The sequence below is a fragment of the Actinoplanes sp. NBRC 103695 genome (genome assembly GCF_030269485.1).
Taxonomy (GTDB): domain Bacteria; phylum Actinomycetota; class Actinomycetes; order Mycobacteriales; family Micromonosporaceae; genus Actinoplanes.
Genome location: NZ_BSTL01000001.1, coordinates 562,823 through 578,831 on the forward strand (window position 1 = coordinate 562,823; position 16,009 = coordinate 578,831).

The 16,009-nt window shown below is 72.3% G+C and carries 14 protein-coding genes; 7 read left to right on the plus strand and 7 right to left on the minus strand.

Going from position 1 to position 16,009, the window contains the following annotated elements; genetic code table 11:
* Positions 1-27: 27 nt before the first annotated feature.
* Both QSK31_RS02330 and QSK31_RS02335 read right to left on the minus strand, forming a co-directional pair.
* Positions 28-1,113: a sensor histidine kinase gene (locus QSK31_RS02330; protein WP_285680418.1), complete on the minus strand. Its 1,086-nt coding sequence runs from the start codon at positions 1,111-1,113 to the stop codon at positions 28-30.
* Positions 1,110-1,769, minus strand: coding sequence for a response regulator transcription factor (locus QSK31_RS02335; RefSeq protein ID WP_285680419.1), 660 nt, complete (start codon positions 1,767-1,769; stop codon positions 1,110-1,112). The genes QSK31_RS02330 and QSK31_RS02335 overlap by 4 nt, the downstream gene beginning before the upstream one ends.
* A 116-nt stretch (positions 1,770-1,885) precedes the next feature.
* Here QSK31_RS02335 and QSK31_RS02340 point away from each other — a divergent pair, with 116 nt between their 5' ends.
* Positions 1,886-2,737, plus strand: a complete 852-nt coding sequence (locus tag QSK31_RS02340; protein WP_285680421.1) for a S1 family peptidase — start codon at positions 1,886-1,888, stop codon at positions 2,735-2,737.
* Positions 2,738-2,776: 39 nt separating this feature from the next.
* Positions 2,777-3,871: a hypothetical protein gene (locus QSK31_RS02345; protein WP_285680423.1), complete on the plus strand. Its 1,095-nt coding sequence runs from the start codon at positions 2,777-2,779 to the stop codon at positions 3,869-3,871.
* A 1-nt stretch (position 3,872) separates the two neighbouring features.
* Here QSK31_RS02345 and QSK31_RS02350 read toward each other — a convergent pair whose 3' ends face one another.
* Positions 3,873-4,445 (minus strand): ADP-ribosyltransferase, encoded by a 573-nt coding sequence (locus QSK31_RS02350; RefSeq protein WP_285680424.1) that lies wholly within the window; start codon positions 4,443-4,445, stop codon positions 3,873-3,875.
* A gap of 89 nt (positions 4,446-4,534) precedes the next feature.
* Between QSK31_RS02350 and QSK31_RS02355 the strand changes: the two genes are divergently transcribed.
* Positions 4,535-5,524: a CE1 family esterase gene (locus QSK31_RS02355; RefSeq protein ID WP_285680425.1), complete on the plus strand. Its 990-nt coding sequence runs from the start codon at positions 4,535-4,537 to the stop codon at positions 5,522-5,524.
* A gap of 86 nt (positions 5,525-5,610) precedes the next feature.
* Positions 5,611-6,435: an SAM-dependent methyltransferase gene (locus tag QSK31_RS02360; RefSeq protein ID WP_285680427.1), complete on the plus strand. Its 825-nt coding sequence runs from the start codon at positions 5,611-5,613 to the stop codon at positions 6,433-6,435.
* Between the two features lie 8 nt (positions 6,436-6,443).
* Here QSK31_RS02360 and QSK31_RS02365 read toward each other — a convergent pair whose 3' ends face one another.
* The 4 genes from QSK31_RS02365 to QSK31_RS02380 all read right to left on the minus strand — a co-directional run bounded on the left by QSK31_RS02365 (position 6,444) and on the right by QSK31_RS02380 (position 13,238).
* The gene (locus QSK31_RS02365; protein ID WP_285680429.1) at positions 6,444-7,343 is read right to left on the minus strand and encodes a helix-turn-helix domain-containing protein; all 900 of its coding nucleotides are present in this window, start codon (positions 7,341-7,343) and stop codon (positions 6,444-6,446) included.
* A gap of 48 nt (positions 7,344-7,391) precedes the next feature.
* On the minus strand, positions 7,392-11,474 hold the full coding sequence (locus QSK31_RS02370) for a glycosyl hydrolase (RefSeq protein ID WP_285680431.1): 4,083 nt from the start codon (positions 11,472-11,474) through the stop codon (positions 7,392-7,394).
* Positions 11,475-11,535: 61 nt separating this feature from the next.
* The gene (locus QSK31_RS02375) at positions 11,536-12,186 is read right to left on the minus strand and encodes a DUF998 domain-containing protein (protein WP_285680475.1); all 651 of its coding nucleotides are present in this window, start codon (positions 12,184-12,186) and stop codon (positions 11,536-11,538) included.
* The gene (locus QSK31_RS02380; protein WP_285680433.1) at positions 12,186-13,238 is read right to left on the minus strand and encodes a zinc-binding dehydrogenase; all 1,053 of its coding nucleotides are present in this window, start codon (positions 13,236-13,238) and stop codon (positions 12,186-12,188) included. Before QSK31_RS02380 ends, QSK31_RS02375 begins: the two co-directional genes overlap by 1 nt.
* Positions 13,239-13,337: 99 nt before the next feature.
* Here QSK31_RS02380 and QSK31_RS02385 point away from each other — a divergent pair, with 99 nt between their 5' ends.
* The 3 genes from QSK31_RS02385 to QSK31_RS02395 all read left to right on the plus strand — a co-directional run bounded on the left by QSK31_RS02385 (position 13,338) and on the right by QSK31_RS02395 (position 15,672).
* Positions 13,338-14,045 (plus strand): TetR/AcrR family transcriptional regulator, encoded by a 708-nt coding sequence (locus QSK31_RS02385; protein ID WP_285680434.1) that lies wholly within the window; start codon positions 13,338-13,340, stop codon positions 14,043-14,045.
* Positions 14,046-14,401: 356 nt separating this feature from the next.
* Positions 14,402-14,656 carry a hypothetical protein gene (locus tag QSK31_RS02390; protein WP_285680436.1) on the plus strand — a complete coding sequence of 85 codons (255 nt, stop codon included), beginning with the start codon at positions 14,402-14,404 and terminating at the stop codon, positions 14,654-14,656.
* 404 nt (positions 14,657-15,060) lie between these two features.
* Positions 15,061-15,672, plus strand: a complete 612-nt coding sequence (locus QSK31_RS02395) for an alpha-L-rhamnosidase C-terminal domain-containing protein (protein WP_285680437.1) — start codon at positions 15,061-15,063, stop codon at positions 15,670-15,672.
* The last annotated feature ends 337 nt before the right edge of the window (positions 15,673-16,009 follow it).

Here is a 16,009-nt window from a genome sequence, read left to right on the forward strand (position 1 = left end):
GACCAAGCACGGGCTCGCCGCCGGCCGCTACCGGCCTGGAGCGGTGACGGGCAGGGTGACCTGGACGCGCATGCCGTCGCGGCCGGTGGACGAGGCCGTGATCAGACCGTCGTGAGCCTGGGTGATGGAGCGGGCGATCGCCAGGCCGAGCCCGGCGCCGCCGCTGTGGTCGATGCGGGTGCCGGTTCTGCGGCGGAACGGCTCGAACAGCGCCGCCACCTCCTCGGGCGGCACGTCGTCGCCGGTGTTGGTGACGACCAGCGCGGGGTCGTCGCCGACCCGCACGTCGATGGTGCCGTCCGCCCGGTTGTACTTCACGGCGTTCTGGACCAGGTTGGTGACCAGCCGCTCCAGCAGGACCTGCTCGCCGAGCACCGACCGGGGCCGCAGGTCGCTGGTGATGGTCAGGCCGGCCTCGGCGGCCCGCTTGCGGTGGGCGTCGAGCACGGCCGCGGTGATCAGGTCCAGGCGCAGAGGCGTACGGGTCATCAGGCCCCGGTCGCTCTCGCTGAGGACCAGCAGCCCCTCGATGAGGCGCTCGTTGCGCTGGTTGGTGGCCAGCAACTGGCCGGCCAGCAGCTCGAGCTGCCCGGTGGTCAGCTCCCCGGCCATGCTGACCTCGATGAGGGTCCGCTGGACCGCGAGCGGGGTGCGCAACTCGTGGGACGCGTCCGCCGCGAACCGGCGCTGAGCCTCGTAGCCGGTGGCGATCCGGTCCATCATGTCGTCGATCGTGCGGCCGAGGACGGCGAGCTCGTCGGCGCCCGGGCCGGGACGCAGCCGGTGGCCCAGGTTCTGCGGTCCGACATCGCCGATCACCGCCGCCACGTCGCGCAGCGGGCGCAGGCACCATCGCACCGCGGGCAGGCAGGCGGCGAGCAGAGGGGCCAGCACGAGGAGAGTCAGGAGCGTGCCGGGGATGCTGGGCCGGCGGAAGAGCTGGACGCAGAGGAAACCGTCCGGCACGCGGCCCGGCGCCGGCTCGCACCAGCCGGGGCCGAACTCGCGCCACAGGGCCAGGGCCTGGTCGGCGATCGTGGGCGCGAGCTGCCCGGCGAGCAGGACGGCCAGGCAGAGCAGCAGGATCCGCCGGGCCGGTGAGCGGGCGCTCACGAGCCGATCCGGTAGCCGGCCCGGCGAACGGTCTGGATCACCGGCGGGTCGCCGAGCCGGCGGCGCAACGTCATGACGGTCATCCGGACCGCGTTCGTGAACGGGTCGGCGTGCTCGTCCCAGGCGTGTTCCAGCAGTTCCTCGGCGCTGACCACGCGGCCGCCGGCGCGCATCAGCACATGCAGGACGGCGAACTCCTTCGACGACAGGGTCAGCATCCGCCCGTCCCGGGTCGCGGTGTGCCGGGTGCTGTCCAGAACGATCCCGTCCTGCTCCAGCACCGGCGGCAGCGCGGGACCGGAGCGCCGGGACAGCGCCTGCACCCGGGCGACCAGCTCGGCGAAGGCGAACGGCTTGGTCAGGTAGTCGTCGGCGCCCAGCCCGAGCCCCTCGACCCGGTCCCGGATGCCGGCCGCGGCGGTCAGCATCAGCACCTTGGTGCCGTCCCCGGAACCGACCATCTGCCGGCACACCTCGTCGCCGGTCCGGCCCGGCATGTCCCGGTCGAGGACGGCGACGTCGTAGCTGTTGACCGTCAGACGTTCCAGGGCGCTGTCCCCGTCGTAGACCACGTCGACCGCCATCGAGAGCCGGCGCAGCCCGTCCGCCACCGTGTCGGCCAGCAGCCGCTCGTCGTCCGCCACCAGTACCCGCATCCCGTGGTCTCCCGTTGTTGGCATCGCCGCCCGACAGACTGGCACATCGAACGTAAGCGGCCGATAAGGACGCCGCTGACGCTTCCCGGACGGTCCGGCCGGAAACATCGTCGGCCATGACCAGGACTATCAGAGCGGCCCTCACCACTCTCGTGGTTTGCGTCGTCGCCGTGCCGTGGTCGGCGCGACCGGCCGCCGCGATCGCGAACGGCGAGAACGCCAGGGAGGGGAGCTACCGGTTCTCGGTCCTGCTCACGGTGACCGGGCTGCCCGCCGAGGGCGGCGGCACCCGGGACAGCTCCTGCTCCGGTGCCCTGATCGCGCCGCGCTGGGTGGTCACCGCCGGGCACTGCTTCCGGGACGCCGGGGGCCGGCGGGTCAGCCGTACCGTCGGCGAGCGGACCGTCGCCGTCGTCGGCCGCACCGACCTGCGCGGCACGAAGGGCCACGAGGTGGAGGTCGTCGACGTCGAGCAGGCGGAGGGCGCCGACGTGGCCCTGGCCGAACTCGGCGAGGCGGTCACCGACATCACGCCGATCCGGGTCGCCACCGAGCCCCCGAGGGCGGGCGAGGTGCTGCGGCTGACCGGCTTCGGTCTGTCCACCGCCGGCGGCGCGCCCGTGACCCGGCTGCAGACCGGGCAGTTCACGGTCGACGCGTACGGCGGCGCGCTGGTCGAGGTGTCCGGCCGCGCGCCGCGTACGGACACCAGCCCGTGCCCGCACGACTCCGGCGGCCCGTACTTCCGCGAGCGGCCGCTCTCCCTGGCCGCGGTCGTCAGCTCCGGTCCCCGCTGCCCCCACTCCGGCCCGGACCTCGCCGCCCGCACCGACAACCTCAGCGGCTGGATCACCACTACCACGGCACCGAAGAGGCCCGCCGTGTGGATCGCGGGAGCGGCCGTGGCGTCGGCCCTGACCTTGACCCTCTCGGTGGCGCTGCTGCGGCGTCGGATCTTGGACCGATGAGTCGGATCCGGGCCCTGTGGCGCCTACTCTTCACGCCTGATGGCACCGACACTGCGCGGCCGGTCGGCCCGGCCCCCGGACGAGGACAAGGCGGCGGCCGTACGCGGAACCGTCGTGCCCCGCCTCCTTCAGCTGCAGGCGACGGCGGGGAACGACGCTGTCACGCGCCTCCTGGTGCAGCGGGCGCCCCTGGCGACGTCCCTCGGCGCGCAGGTCACGATCGCCGCCGACAAGGGCGCGGTGGCCGTCTTCGACCGACCGGTCACGCCGGAGGAGGCGGCCGTCCATCTCTGGAGCGGCCCGGTGTCCGATCCCTCGGTGCTCGTGGCCGACCCACCCGCCAGCACCCGGGACGGCCGCCACCTGCGGTTCCGGCTCCGGCTCGGCGGAAACCCGGACCTGGTCGAGAAGCTGCCGGCCGCACTCAAGCTGTCGTACCTGGCGGCGGAGAGGGCCCACGCCGCGACGCTCAAGCGGGCCGGGGAGCAGCGAGCACCGGTCGGCGGCCTGCTCGCCCGGTTGGACGCGGTCGGCAAGGCGGCCTCGGCCGAGACCGACGGCGCGACCTTCCAGGCGGCGGTGCACGACTTCCGGACCGAGCTCGACAAGCGGGTCAAGGCGGCGCCGGCCGACGCGCTGCTGCCGCCGGACGTCGCCATCGTCATGCAGGCGCTGATCCTGTGGAGCAAGGACAGCGGCGACCAGTGGGGCGAGGGGAGCTGGGACTCCAAGGACCTGGTCATGAGCGCCGCCGACTACGCGGTCGTCCCCGCCAGCCAGTACAAGTGCAACGCCTACGTCGCCGAGGTGCTGTTCGGCTCACTCGGCCTCGTCCACAAGGCCATCGCCTCGGCCGAACAGCCCGGCAAGTTCTTCCCCTACCAGGCCAGGCAGTGGGGCAACGCCGGCCAGCTGATCCCGAACTTCCCGGTCGTCACCGCCCCGCAGCTCGGCGACATCTGGTCGAACGGCTCGCACACCGGCATCTTCCTGGGCGCCTACCAGGGGAAGAACCTCTACATCAGCGCCCGCGACGACGGGAGCGGGGTGTTCGCGCTCGACCAGGGCCAGCATGCCCACGGCATCCAGATCAAATACATGACCGGGGGTACGTTCCGCCGCTACACGCCCTGAGTCAGTGCCAGGGCGTGTAGTCCGGGTTGCTGCGGCAGTCGTCCATGATCTCGGTCCTGGTCGACTTGTCGACCGGGCAGACGCCGATGATGTACTTCCGCCGGATCCCGCCGGGGAAGGCGACCTCCTGCTGGTCGGCGTACTTGTGGGTGGATCCGATGGTCCGGTTGACGTCCACCCCGCCGGGCGCGTCGATGTAGTAGTTCCAGCCGGCCTTGTACCAGGCCTTGTAGAGGTCGTGGTCGTAGGTGGTGGAGACGTACGGCGACGGCTGGTTCTCCAGGACGTACTTCTCCACGTCGTACTGGCCGTTCGCCACGTCCTTGGCGGCGAAGCCCTCCGCGAAGATGACCTCCGGTGCGCGGCTGTCGCTGCGGTAGAGCGTGCCGCAGCCGCTGCGCCACACCGGTTCCGGGGTGATGCGGTCCACGTCGACGTCCCGGTCGACGGCCGCCTTCACCCGGTTCGCGAACTGCGGGCAGGCCGCGGTGGCGGCCGTGGCGGGCGCTGCCGCGGCGGTCGTGAGGGCGATGCCGGCGCTCAGCGCGGCGGCGACGAGACGGTTCTTGATCATGAAAGAACGATGTGGGTGTGATCGGGAAACGAGGCGGTTCGTCCCCCGATCGTCGGCGTGTCGGGCAAGCATTGACATACATTGATGCCATGTCTGACCGTCCGGTCCGCAGGGCCGCCCTCGTGATCGCCGCCGCCGCGGCCCTGGTCTCCGGCGCCGCCGCGCCGGCGTCCGCGGCAGCCTCGGCGAGCTGCTCCCGCCCGCCCGGGGACGCCACCGTGGACGTCCGCTTCCAGGGACAGACCTATCCGGTCCTGGTGCACATCCCGCCGGCCCTTCCCGGCGCCGGACGCGTACCCCTGGTGCTCAACCTGCACGGCAGCAGCGGCAACGGGCCCGGCCAGATGGACTACACCGGCCTGCGTGCCGTCGCCGACGAGAACGGCTTCATCGTGGCGGCGCCCAACGGGGCGATCTCGCTGCCGCAGAACCCGATGCCGGCCGACGGCAGCTGGGCGTGGAACGTGCCCGGGGTGCCCACGACGGCCGGTCAGATGCCGCCGCCGGACGCCCGGGACGACGTCCGGTTCCTCGGCAAGGTGATCGACGTGCTCGCCGAGAGGCTCTGCACCGACCCGCGCCGCACCTACGCGACCGGGAACTCCGGCGGCGCCCGGATGTCGTCGGCGCTGGCCTGCCGCCTCTCCGGGAAGATCGCGGCGATCGCCGCCGGCGCCGGGCTGCGGGCGGGCCGCCCCGACCCCGACGACGTCACCGTCCCGGAGGCCGAGGACTGCCGTCCCGGGCGTCCGGTGCCGGTCGTGACCTGGCACGGGCAGCAGGACACGGTCAACCCGTACCCGGGCAGTGCCGACCTGCGGTGGGGCTACGCCGTCCCGCTCGCGGCGCAGACCTGGGCGCGGCTCAACGGGTGCCGGAGCGGACCGCGGGCGGAGACGGTCACCGAGCACGTGACCCGGCTGACCTACACCGGTTGCCGGCGCGGCGCCGACGTGGTGCTCTACCGGATCAGCAACGGCGGGCACGTCTGGCCCGGCGTCAACGAGCCGGGAAGCGAGATCGACGCCTCCCGGATCCTCTGGGACTTCTTCGAGCGCTTCCGCCTGCCGGCCGCCTGACCGGACACGGAAGCCGGGTGGCCGCGTTCGTCAACATCCACTAGGCTGCGGGCGCTGTGCGGGGATCCACAGAAGAGAGTACCGAAGTGACCGAAAGTGAGTCGGCACCTCCGGGCATCGACGTCACCAGGCCCAGCGTGGCCCGGGTCTACGACTTCATGGTCGGCGGCAAGGACCACTTCGCGGTCGATCGGACGGCCGCCGAGCACGCGATGGCCATCATGCCCGACGCGCCGGAGGCGGGGCGTGCCTGCCGGGCGTTCCTGCGCCGTGCGGTGCGTTATCTCGCGGCCGAGGCGGGCGTCCGCCAGTTCCTCGACATCGGCTCGGGGCTGCCCACGCAGACCAATGTGCACCAGGTCGCCTACGAGGTCGATCCGGCGGCGCACGTCGTCTATGTGGACAACGATCCGATGGTTCTCGTGCACGGCCGCGCGTTGCTCGCCGACGAGTCGAACACCAAGGTGATCGAGGCCGACGTCCGTGCTCCGCGGGAGATCCTCGAGCACCCGGTCGTCCGCGAGTGCCTGAACTTCGACGAGCCGGTCGCCCTGCTGCTGCTGTCGATCCTGCACCACGTGCACGACTCCGAGGACCCGGGCGCGATCGCGGCCACGCTGCGTGACGCACTGCCGTCCGGCAGTCATCTGGCGATCATCCACTTCTGGGATCCGGCCGGCGAGCACCCGCGCATCTCGGCGAAGGTCCGCGAGGTCGAGCAGGTGTTCAACGAGACCATGGGCACCGGCCGGTGGCGGCGCCGCGAGGAGATCCAGGCGTACTTCGGCGACTTCGAGATGATCGAGCCGGGACTGGTGCCGCTGGCCGAGTGGCGTCCCGGCGACGAGGCCCCGGCCGAGCAGACGGACACCTACTACACCATGATCGGCGGCGTGGCCCGCAAGCCCTGACGGCCGGTTCAGGCGCTCCGGATGGCCTCGGCCAGCCATCGGAGATCGTCGCCGGCGTCCGGCGCGGAGCGCTGCCCGCGCACCCGGGCGACGAGCCCGCGGTACCGTTCCGCGCCCGCCTCGATCCCGGCCTCCAGGCATTCCCGCACGGCGGGCAGGTCGGCGGCGCGGAACAGGCCGGAGACCACCTCGGCGGCCGGCGGCGTCCCGGGGGAGATCCCGCGGTCCCGGGCCTCGGCGACGGTGTTCACCACCTGCCTGGCCCACCAGATGCGAGCCCCCGGCGGGTCGTCCTGCCCGGGCGCCGGGGTGCTCAGCTCGAGGAACCTCCGCATCCGGGCCCGGAAGCCGGGATCCGCCACCAGTTCCGCCAGCTCGATCCACGCGTCCACCTGGTCGGGTGTGGGATCGTCGGGCAGGTCGATGCGCAGGGCGTGGATGCGCTCGCGCACCTGCGGGGTGACGTCGAGGCTGCCGAACACGTCCCGTTTGAAGTCGTCGACGATCTGGGCGCGCTGGGTGGCGGAAAGTCGTGCCAGCCGGTTCATCAGGGCGGTCTCCTCGGTGGTGGAACCTCGTTTGGACACGGTGGACAGGACGGCCCGGCTCATCCTCAGTGAGCGGATCTGCGCGTCGAGGGCCGCCACATGCGCGTCGGCGACCTCGGCGACGGTGACCTGCCCGTCCAGGACGCGGCCGGCGTCGTCGAGCCCGAATCCCAGCTCGCGCAGGGTCCTGAGGAGCTCGACGCGGGCCACCGAGGAGGCGTCGTACAGCCGGTAGCCGCTCGGCGAGCGGGACACCGGCGGGACGGCTCCCGTGTCCGACCAGAAGCGCAGGGTACGCACGGTCAGGCCGGTGCGGCGGGCGAGCTGGCCGATGGTGAGCAGGCCGGGGCGTTCATCCATGGGTGAATCCTCGACCTTGCAGCCGCTGGAGAGTCAAGCGCGCCGGTGTCAGCCGTGGTGCGGAGGCGGCGCCGGCAGCGCCCAGACGTCCGCGAGCGACGGGTCGGAGAAGTCGGGATCGGCGCGGCTCTGCACCCGTACGCGAACCGTGCCGGTCGTGGCGAACCCGGCGGGCACGTGCAACCGGTACGCGGCGGTGCCCGCCCGGCGCAGCGGCCGGACGTTGAGCCGGGTCGCGACGAGCTCGCCGCCGACGAGGATCCGGTAACTCTTCTGCTGCGGATTGTCGTCGTAGGTCTCCAGGCCCTGCAGCACGAACGGCTTCCCGGGGGTGACCGCGACGTCGAACTCGTACCAGGCGTCGGGCACCCGGTACCCGGCGTAGCGGCGGCTCAGCCCGGCCTCGACGTTCGTGCCGCTGGTCGGCGATGCCGTCAGCCCGTGCGCCTTCTCCGACGCGGTGTCCCCGAGGTCGACGTGGTCGGCCGCTCCGCCGGGCGGGGTCGCGAAGGACCAGCGCAGAGTCGTGGCCGCGTCGTCGACCGCGGTCCCGCCGACCAGGAACGCCGCGCGCACCGGCACGTCGCCGACGGGTTCGAAGCCGCCGGGGAAGAGGTGCGCCACCCCGCGGGCCGAGCCACCGGCCGGCACCCGGACGGGAGCGGACCGCTGGGCCGTCCAGCCGTCCGGGCCGGCCGCGGTGACGACGCCGGTGACCGGCTCGGCGCCGTGGTTGACGACGGTCAGCCCGACGTCCGCCCCGTCGCGGGTCACGGTGGCCGTGGCGCGCCCCGCCGAGACGGCCGCCGGCGTCAGTGTCACCGGCACGGTCACCGAGGGCACCAGGGTCACCGGTCCGAACAGGCCCGAGTCGTACGGCTGCCGGTTCTTCTCGTTGCCCTGGGTGTTGGTGACCCGCACCTCGATCGTATTGACGCCCTCGCGGAGCAGGCCGCCGAGGTCGACCGTGTAGGGCGCCCAGACCCGGTCGGCCACGTGGGTGCCGTTGACGGTGACCTGGGCGACGTCGGCGACCCGTCCGAGGTCGAGGGTCCACTCGGCCCGGTTGCCGCCAAGGGTGACCCGAGTGGTGTACGTGGCGCTCCCGGAGTAGAGCGGGGCGACATCGTTCCAGCCCCGCAATGGACGCGTGATCGGCGCCGCGCCGTTCTCCAACGCCATGGTCCAAACCCCATCAAGATCCAATGCTGGGGGTACGACCACAGGTGCGCCGGCGCCGGCGAGCGCTCCGCCGGCACCGTCGTCGCCGCGGAGCCTGACGACGCCGGACCGTTCGGTGCGGACCCGCCCGGTGAGCACCCCGCCGGCGACAGTCGCCGAGGTCACCCGGCCCGCTCCGACGACCTTGGAGACGTGCGCTCCAGGCGTGCCGCTCACGGTGACGCCGACCGGCGCACGGGGCTCGAGCCGCATGGGCACGACGGTGCCCTCGCCGGTGGCGCGATATGTGGTGGCCTCGGTGACGTCACCGGTCTCCGGGTCCCAGACGGCCGGCACCCCGTCGGAAGGGAAGGTCACGTCCACGGTGACGGGCGCGCCGCCCTCGTTGAGCAGCAGGTATCCGTCGGTGCCACCCTCGGTGAACCGCAGCACGCGGATGCCGGTGTCCGGCGTCGACAGCGTGACGGCCGCCTGCCCGAGACCCGCCGCGGCCGGTCCGGCCTGAGCGGGCGCCGCGACGGTGACCACCCGGTCCCCGCCGAGCCTGCGGATCTCCGCCACCAGCGCGGCGAGCTGGGAGTCCTTCCCGTCGACCTCCATGGCGGGTGCGGGCCCGGCGAAGACCACCTCGCCGCCCGACGCGACGAAGTCACGAAGCGTCCGGGCCGCGCCGAGCGACAGGTACGGCGCCTTCGGCACGACGACGGTCGTGTAGGTCATCCGGCCGACGCGCAGCGTCCCGCCGGCCACGGACGCGGGGGTGAGCACCTGCGGGTCGGCGGTGAGGGCGCCCTCGTCGAGCTGGTCGAAGTCGACCTGGGAGTCCTCCAGCGAGCCCATCGTGGCGATCCAGTCCCGGTCCGGCTCGAAACCGGCGGCGGAGCGTTGCGCGGCCTCGTTGGAGCGTTGCGTCTGCAGCAGCGCCGTCGGGGCGGCCGTGGTGTGCCGCCCGAACTCCATCAGCCGGCCGGTCCAGGTGTTGACCTGACCCATCCACGGCCACCAGGTGTTCTCCCGCATGAACACCGGCGGGTACGGGATGCCCTCGATCCCGTCGTACGTGGTGTGGAACAGCGCCTTGTTGATGCCCCGAAGCGCCGAGGTGGCGGCGCCTTCGCGCAGGTCGTCGAGGGACTTCTCCCATCCGGTGGCGCCCATCAGCTCGTCGTACACCAGAGGTCTGCCCATCTGGTGTGCGACGCTGGCCGCGGTGCGGGGCAGGAAGCGTGCGGCACCGTTGCCGACGTCGTTGAAGATCAGGTCGGTGCCGGGGATCTGCGCCCACTGATGCGCCGTGAGCAGGTTGCCCGAGTGGCGTAGTTCCTCGAGCGGCCCGTGCTCGTCCCAGAGCGGGTTGGAGATGATCGAGACGCCGTGGGCCTCGGTCCACTCGTACTTCGGCTTCCAGTAGGTGTCGACCCACTGGTCGGACGCGGCCCGGTAGAAGCGGCCCTTGGCCGTCGCCCCCTCGCGGCCCATGTCGTTGAACACCGACACCATCGCCCGGGCGACGGTCGTGCCGCCGGCCTCGACACGGCCGGCGAGCGAGGGTGACCAGGGCACGGCGTTCTCGTTCGGCCGGTCGCTCAGCGACGGCTCGTCGTCGGCGAAGCCCTGCAGGACCGTGCCGAAGGCCCAGGCGAAGCGGTCGTGGTACTCGCCCATGACGATCTGGTCGTAGAGGGCCATCGCCTCGGCGTCGAGGGTGTCGGCATAGTTGTCCCCCCGGAAGCGGTAGGTGAACGCCTCGACGCGCCAGTCGCCGGCGGGCGCGTCCCACGTCCGGTCGCCGGTCAGGTCCACGACGTCGTCGAGGCGGCTGCTCCCGGCCGGGCGGGCGGTCACGGCGATGACGTTCTTCAACGGCGTGACCGCGACGTCGAAGTCGTCGAGGGACGCCGGGTCGGTGAAGTCGTCGCGGTAGAGCGGCGTCCCGGCGGGGACCGGGGCGACCTCGAGGTCGTCGAGCCGCCACTTCTGCGGCCCGTCGACGCGCATGCCGACCCGGCCGGTCGCGAACGTCCGGTCGGTGACCGGCGGAACCGCCATCCCGTCGAGGGTCGCGGAGATCTGATCGCCGACGGCGCGGATGCTGATCGTGTGGCGGCCGTCCGGGTTCCACCCCGCGGGCGCGGCCGATCCGAGCCGGATCTGCGAGAAGCCGCCGTCGACCTGCTTCCAGAAGTCGACGTAGCCCGCCTTGCGGACGTCGACGAGATAGCCGTTGCGCTTGTCGGGTGACCGCACCATGAAGCCCGCGGTGCCCGACTCGACGGTGAAGCCCGCCTCGACGGTGTAATCCGACCAGCCGGCACCCTCCTTGAGCAGGGTGATGCCGGGGAAGACGGCGGCGTCCGCGACGACCTCGCCGTCCTCCAGGTGGACGCCGGCGCCGAACAGCCCGGCGAGGTCGACCCGGGCGCCGCCGTGCACGACCACGTCGCCGGTGCGGACGGCGGTCTTGACGCCGAGGTCGGGTCGCGGGGCGTACGTCTTGCCGCCGACGGTGCCGCCGTTGACGATCAGGCCTCCGGCGGCGCCGCTCGGGAACTGCGAGTCGTTGTCGAGCCAGACCTTCATGCCGAGGTCACGCGACTTCTCCAGGACGTGCTCGACCCGGTCGAACCAGGCCGGTGTGAAGAACGGCTCGGCGTCCATCCGGAAGATGACGGTCTCGGTGAAGCCGGCGTCGTGCATGTCCTGCAGCGTCCGGTCGACCTGCGCCTCGGTCTGCACCCGGTTCCAGAACCAGAGCACCGCGGGCTTCTGCGCGGTCGGGTGGGCAAAGGCTTCGACATCCCACCCGGGTACGACGAGATCCGACGTGGCCGCCGTGGGTGAGGCGGCGACGTCCTGTCCGGCCGCCCTGGCCGCGGGTGGGGCGACGGCGAAGTTGACCAGGGTGAGGGCGAGAGTCAGGACGACTGTGGCACGGCGAGGCAGGCGCATAGCGGATCCGATCGACGCGGTGCTACGACTGTAACGTTTCAGTCACTGTGGACAGACTGTTTCAGTTGTGATGCCGGGAAGTCAACAGGCTCAGGCCGGTGATCAAGGCCCAGGCGAGAAAGCTGTACAGCGAGATGCGCTCGGCGAGTCCGGTCGGCACCCACCCGTACGTGAGGGGGATGTTGAGCAGCCCGACGACGCCGGCGACGACGCTGGTGACCGCGAGCCACCGAGGAAACCCGAGCGGCCGCCCGGCCAAGCCGGTCACGATGGCCAGGGCGTTCCCGGCGATGATCGAGAGGAACGCACCGATCAGGTAGAGCGGCAGCGTTCCGTCGGTGAGGCGGTCCGGGCCGAGCGGAAACACGGCGAACAGGATCAGGGCGACCGCCTGTGCCGCGCCGAGGGCCGGGACGGTCCGGCGCCGCCAGCCGGTGAGCCGGCGGCCCAGAGCGACACTCGCCACGCCGACCAGGATCCCGGCGGCGATCCAGGCGATGCTCATCAACCACCACAGCGGAGACGAGATGACGATGCCGCGGAACTCCCCGGTGAAGCGGCTGCCGAGAAAGTTCACGTAGTCCTCGACGTAGCTGTAGGGGCGCTGGTCCCAGGCGGCGGCGACGATCGCCTCCCCGATCAGGGCGATCAGGGCCGCGGCGACGAGAGCGGGTCCGGCCCAGCGGGCGACGGCCTTGGCGTCGGAGGTCATCACGGCACCAGAATGATCTTGCCGAGGGCGGTGCGGTGCGAGGACTCCGACAGCTCCATCGCCGCGGCCACCTCGGCGAGCGGGAAGCGGGCGGCGATCTGCGCGCTGAGCTTGCCGTCGCTGAGCAGGCCGAAGACGTGCGAGAGATCGGTACGCAGCCGCGCCAGGAACGCCTCGCGCCTGGCCGAGCCGGGCTTGCCCGCACCCGCCCAGATGTCGTAGAAGCTCGCATGCCGTCCCGTCGGCAGGGTGTTCCAGAACGTGAGCTTGCTCAGCAATGCCAGGAAGGTGAGCACCACCGGAGTCCGGTCGTCGAGCTTGCTCGCGATGCTGTACGACACGAGCGTCCCGGTGCGGTTGAGCAGCCGGTACGAGAGGCCGACGCTGGCGCCGCCGAGGTGGTCGAACACCGCGTCCACGCCGTCCGGGGCCAGTTCACGCACCCGGGCCGCCAGATCGGGGTCGCGATAGTCGATCGGCTCCGCGCCCAGGGCCCGGAGCGCCTCGTGGTGCCGCGGGCCGGCCGTGCCGATCACCCGGGCGCCCGCCTGCCGGGCGAGCTGCACCAGGATCGTGCCGACACCGCCGCCGGCGCCGAGCACGAGCACCGTCTGCCCGGCCCGCACCCTCGCCCGGCCGTGCAGCATCTGGTAGGCGGTCACCCCGTTGACGACCAGCGTCTCCGCCTCGTCGGGGGTGACCCCGTCGGGCACCTCGACCACCTCGGCCGCGGCCAGCAGGACCCGGGTGGCCCAGGCGCCGGTCTTGGTCAGGGCGGCGACCCGCCGGCCGGTCAGCGCGGGATCCACGCCGGGTCCGGTGGACTCGACGATGCCGACGAGGTCGTAACCGGGCACGAACGGGAACCGGGGCTGACCGAAGTAGCGGCCCCGGCGCATCGCGCTCTCGGCGAACGAGACGGCGGTCGACTCGACCCGAACCGTGACCTGGCCGGCGGCGGGTGGCGGCAGTTCCCGATCGACCAGGCGTAGGCCGGACGCCGCGACCTTGCCCGGCAGGACCACCTCGGTGGTGGTGTTCGAGCCTGTCATCGTCAGCTCCCGAAGTCTCGCGATGGTGTGTCGCTCTGTTAATGGCCGTAACTATGCATTGCCCATTAGCAAACCGTCAAGGGTGGTTACACTGCGAAGATGGATAACGAGCCGCGCCCGATGAACCGGCGTGAGCGACTGCGGACCCAGACGCTCCAGGAGATGCGGGATGCCTCGTTCGCGATCATCGACGCGGACGGCCTCCACGCCCTCTCGGTCGCGGCGCTGGCACGCGGCATGGCGATGTCGGCACCCGCGGTCTACCGATACTTCCCCTCGCGGGACGCGCTGGTCGCGCACCTGACGACGCTCGCCTACGAGCAGTTGATGGTGGCGATGAGCGAGGCGGCGGCCAGCGGCCGGCGGACGCCACAGGCGCGCGTGCGACTGCTGGTCGCCTCCTACCGCGAGTGGGCGCTGCGATATCCGTGGCGGTACCGGATGCTGTTCGGCGAGCGCACCGCCGACCTGCCCGGCGACGCCGGCATCCGCACCCCGCTGGATCTGGCGATGGCGCTGCTCGTCGACCTGCTGGTCGCCGCGTCGGGCGATGCGTCGGCGCGTCGCACCAGTGGCGACCAGGCTCTGGACGAGCAGTTGCGATCATGGGCGAGCATTCAGGAACGCCCGGGGATCCCGCCGGCCGTCGCGACCGCCGCCATTCTCATCTGGACCCGGGTGCACGGCATCGTGAGCCTCGAACTCACCGGGATGCTCGACAACCATCCCCTCGACGCTGAGCGGCTGATCCGCCTCGAGGTCGACGGCGCACTCCGGCAGCTCGTCGGGTCGACGCTGAGCGGCTGATCCGCCTCGAGGTCGACGGCGCACTCCGGCAGCTCGTCGGGTCGACGCCGAGCGGCTGATCCGCCTCGGGTCGACGCGCACTGCGGCGGCTCATCGAGGGTCTTGAATGAAGCGCGAGTCCTCCCTAAGCTGGTGCGCAGTCACTTGAACGTTTCAAAATGAGACGCGGACGCCCGTGGCATCCGAAGCGCGTGGACTACGCCGCCGAACGCTCCTGCAAGCGGCGGGCCTGGTGCCCCTCGGAGCGGCGAACCTCCCGGCGCTCGCCCCGGATCCGGTGAGTGACTGGCGGTCGTACGTCGTCGCGCCGCCGAAGCGGACCCCCCCCGGCACGGGTCCTCACCACCACCGGCGACGTGCGTAACCCGGACGGCCTGCTGCGCACCGGCGGGGCGCGGACCGTGCTGGTCCGCCCCGAGCCCACGCCACCGCCGTCCCGGCCGGCGGGCACCACCGCCACCGCGTCCTCGTTCCACCCGCCGAACAACGGCAACGACGGACAACCTCGCACGTACGGGCCCGGCAACGCGATCGACGACGATCCGAGCACGTGCGACGTGGACTACGCGCGGGACTACTGGCGGCATCTGGTCGCCGTCCTGGACACCTGATACCCGAGGCGTCACCGACTCGTCCGGCCTGCTGAGCCGTGGCCTGAACGGCGCCGGTGGCTACGGCGACTACGCGTTCCTGCCCCGCAGCGGCGCGATCACCTACTACAACGCCAACTACGTGCAGGCGCTGAGCGACGGCGCCCGCCTGGCCGGCCTGCTCGGGCATCCCGCCGAGGCGGAACGCTGGACCCCTCGGGCCGCCACGGTCGCCGCCGCGGTCAACACCCGCCTGTGGGACGCACGAGCCGGCGCCTACCCTCGACTCGGCGGAGGGGCCCGTCCGACACGGCCAGGACGGCAATTCCATCGCGATCACCGCCGGCGTCGCCGACCCCGCCCGCTCGGCCGCGGCACTGACCTATCTGGACAACAACACCCGTCTCCCGTACGGCAACGCGTTCATGGACAACGACACCCGTCTCCCGTACCGCAACGCGTTCATGGACAACGACACCCTGCCCGGCGTCGGTGGCGCCTCCCAGCGGGTGTACGCGTTCACGTCGTACCCGGAGATCGTCGCGCGGTTCCGCACGGGCCGGGCCGGCTCCGCCATCGACCAGATCAAGCGGACCTACGGCTGGATGCACACGCACGACCCCGGCCTCACCCAGTGGGAGGGCATCGGCCCCGGCGGGACGCCGTGCCAGGGCAGCTACACCAGCATGGCGCACGGCTGGTCCGTCGGCGTCCTGCCGGCGCTGATCAACGAGCTGCTCGGCGTGCTGCCGGCCACACCCGGTTTCGCCACCTGGTCGGTGACGCCACGCTCCGGCACCGTGACGTGGGCGCGCGGCCGGGTGCCGACGCCGCACGGCCCGATCACCGTGCAGTGGCGCACGACCCCGGAGTTCGTCCTGACGGTGACCGCCCCGCAGGGCACCTCCGGCACCGTCACTCTGCCGACGCCGCCTCCGGGAGCCCGCGTCCACGTGGACGACAAGCCGGCGGCCGCCGCCGGGGGAGCGCGCATCGAGCTGACCGGAGGAAAGCACACGATCACGGTCCGGAAGTAGGGGAGTCTCGCAGATCCGCCGGGCCGGGCCGGGTGCTCGCTCGCTGTTGCTGCCGCCGCTTGCGGCCGGCGCGGGGTTCGGCCGGGTCTGCCAGGCGCCCCGGGTGCCCGCTCGCTGTCGCTGCCGCCGCTTGCGGCCGTGGCCTGGCGCGGTCGGCGGTGGGACCGGGCGCGAGTGGTGGGAGCGGGCGTGAGTGGTGGGAGCGGGCGTGAGTGGTGGGAGCGGGCGTGAGTGGTGGGAGCGGGCGTGAGTGGTGGGAGCGGGCGTGAGTGGTGGGAGCGGGCGTGAGTGGTGGGAGCGGGCGTGAGTGGTGGGAGCGGGCGTGAGTGGTGGGAGC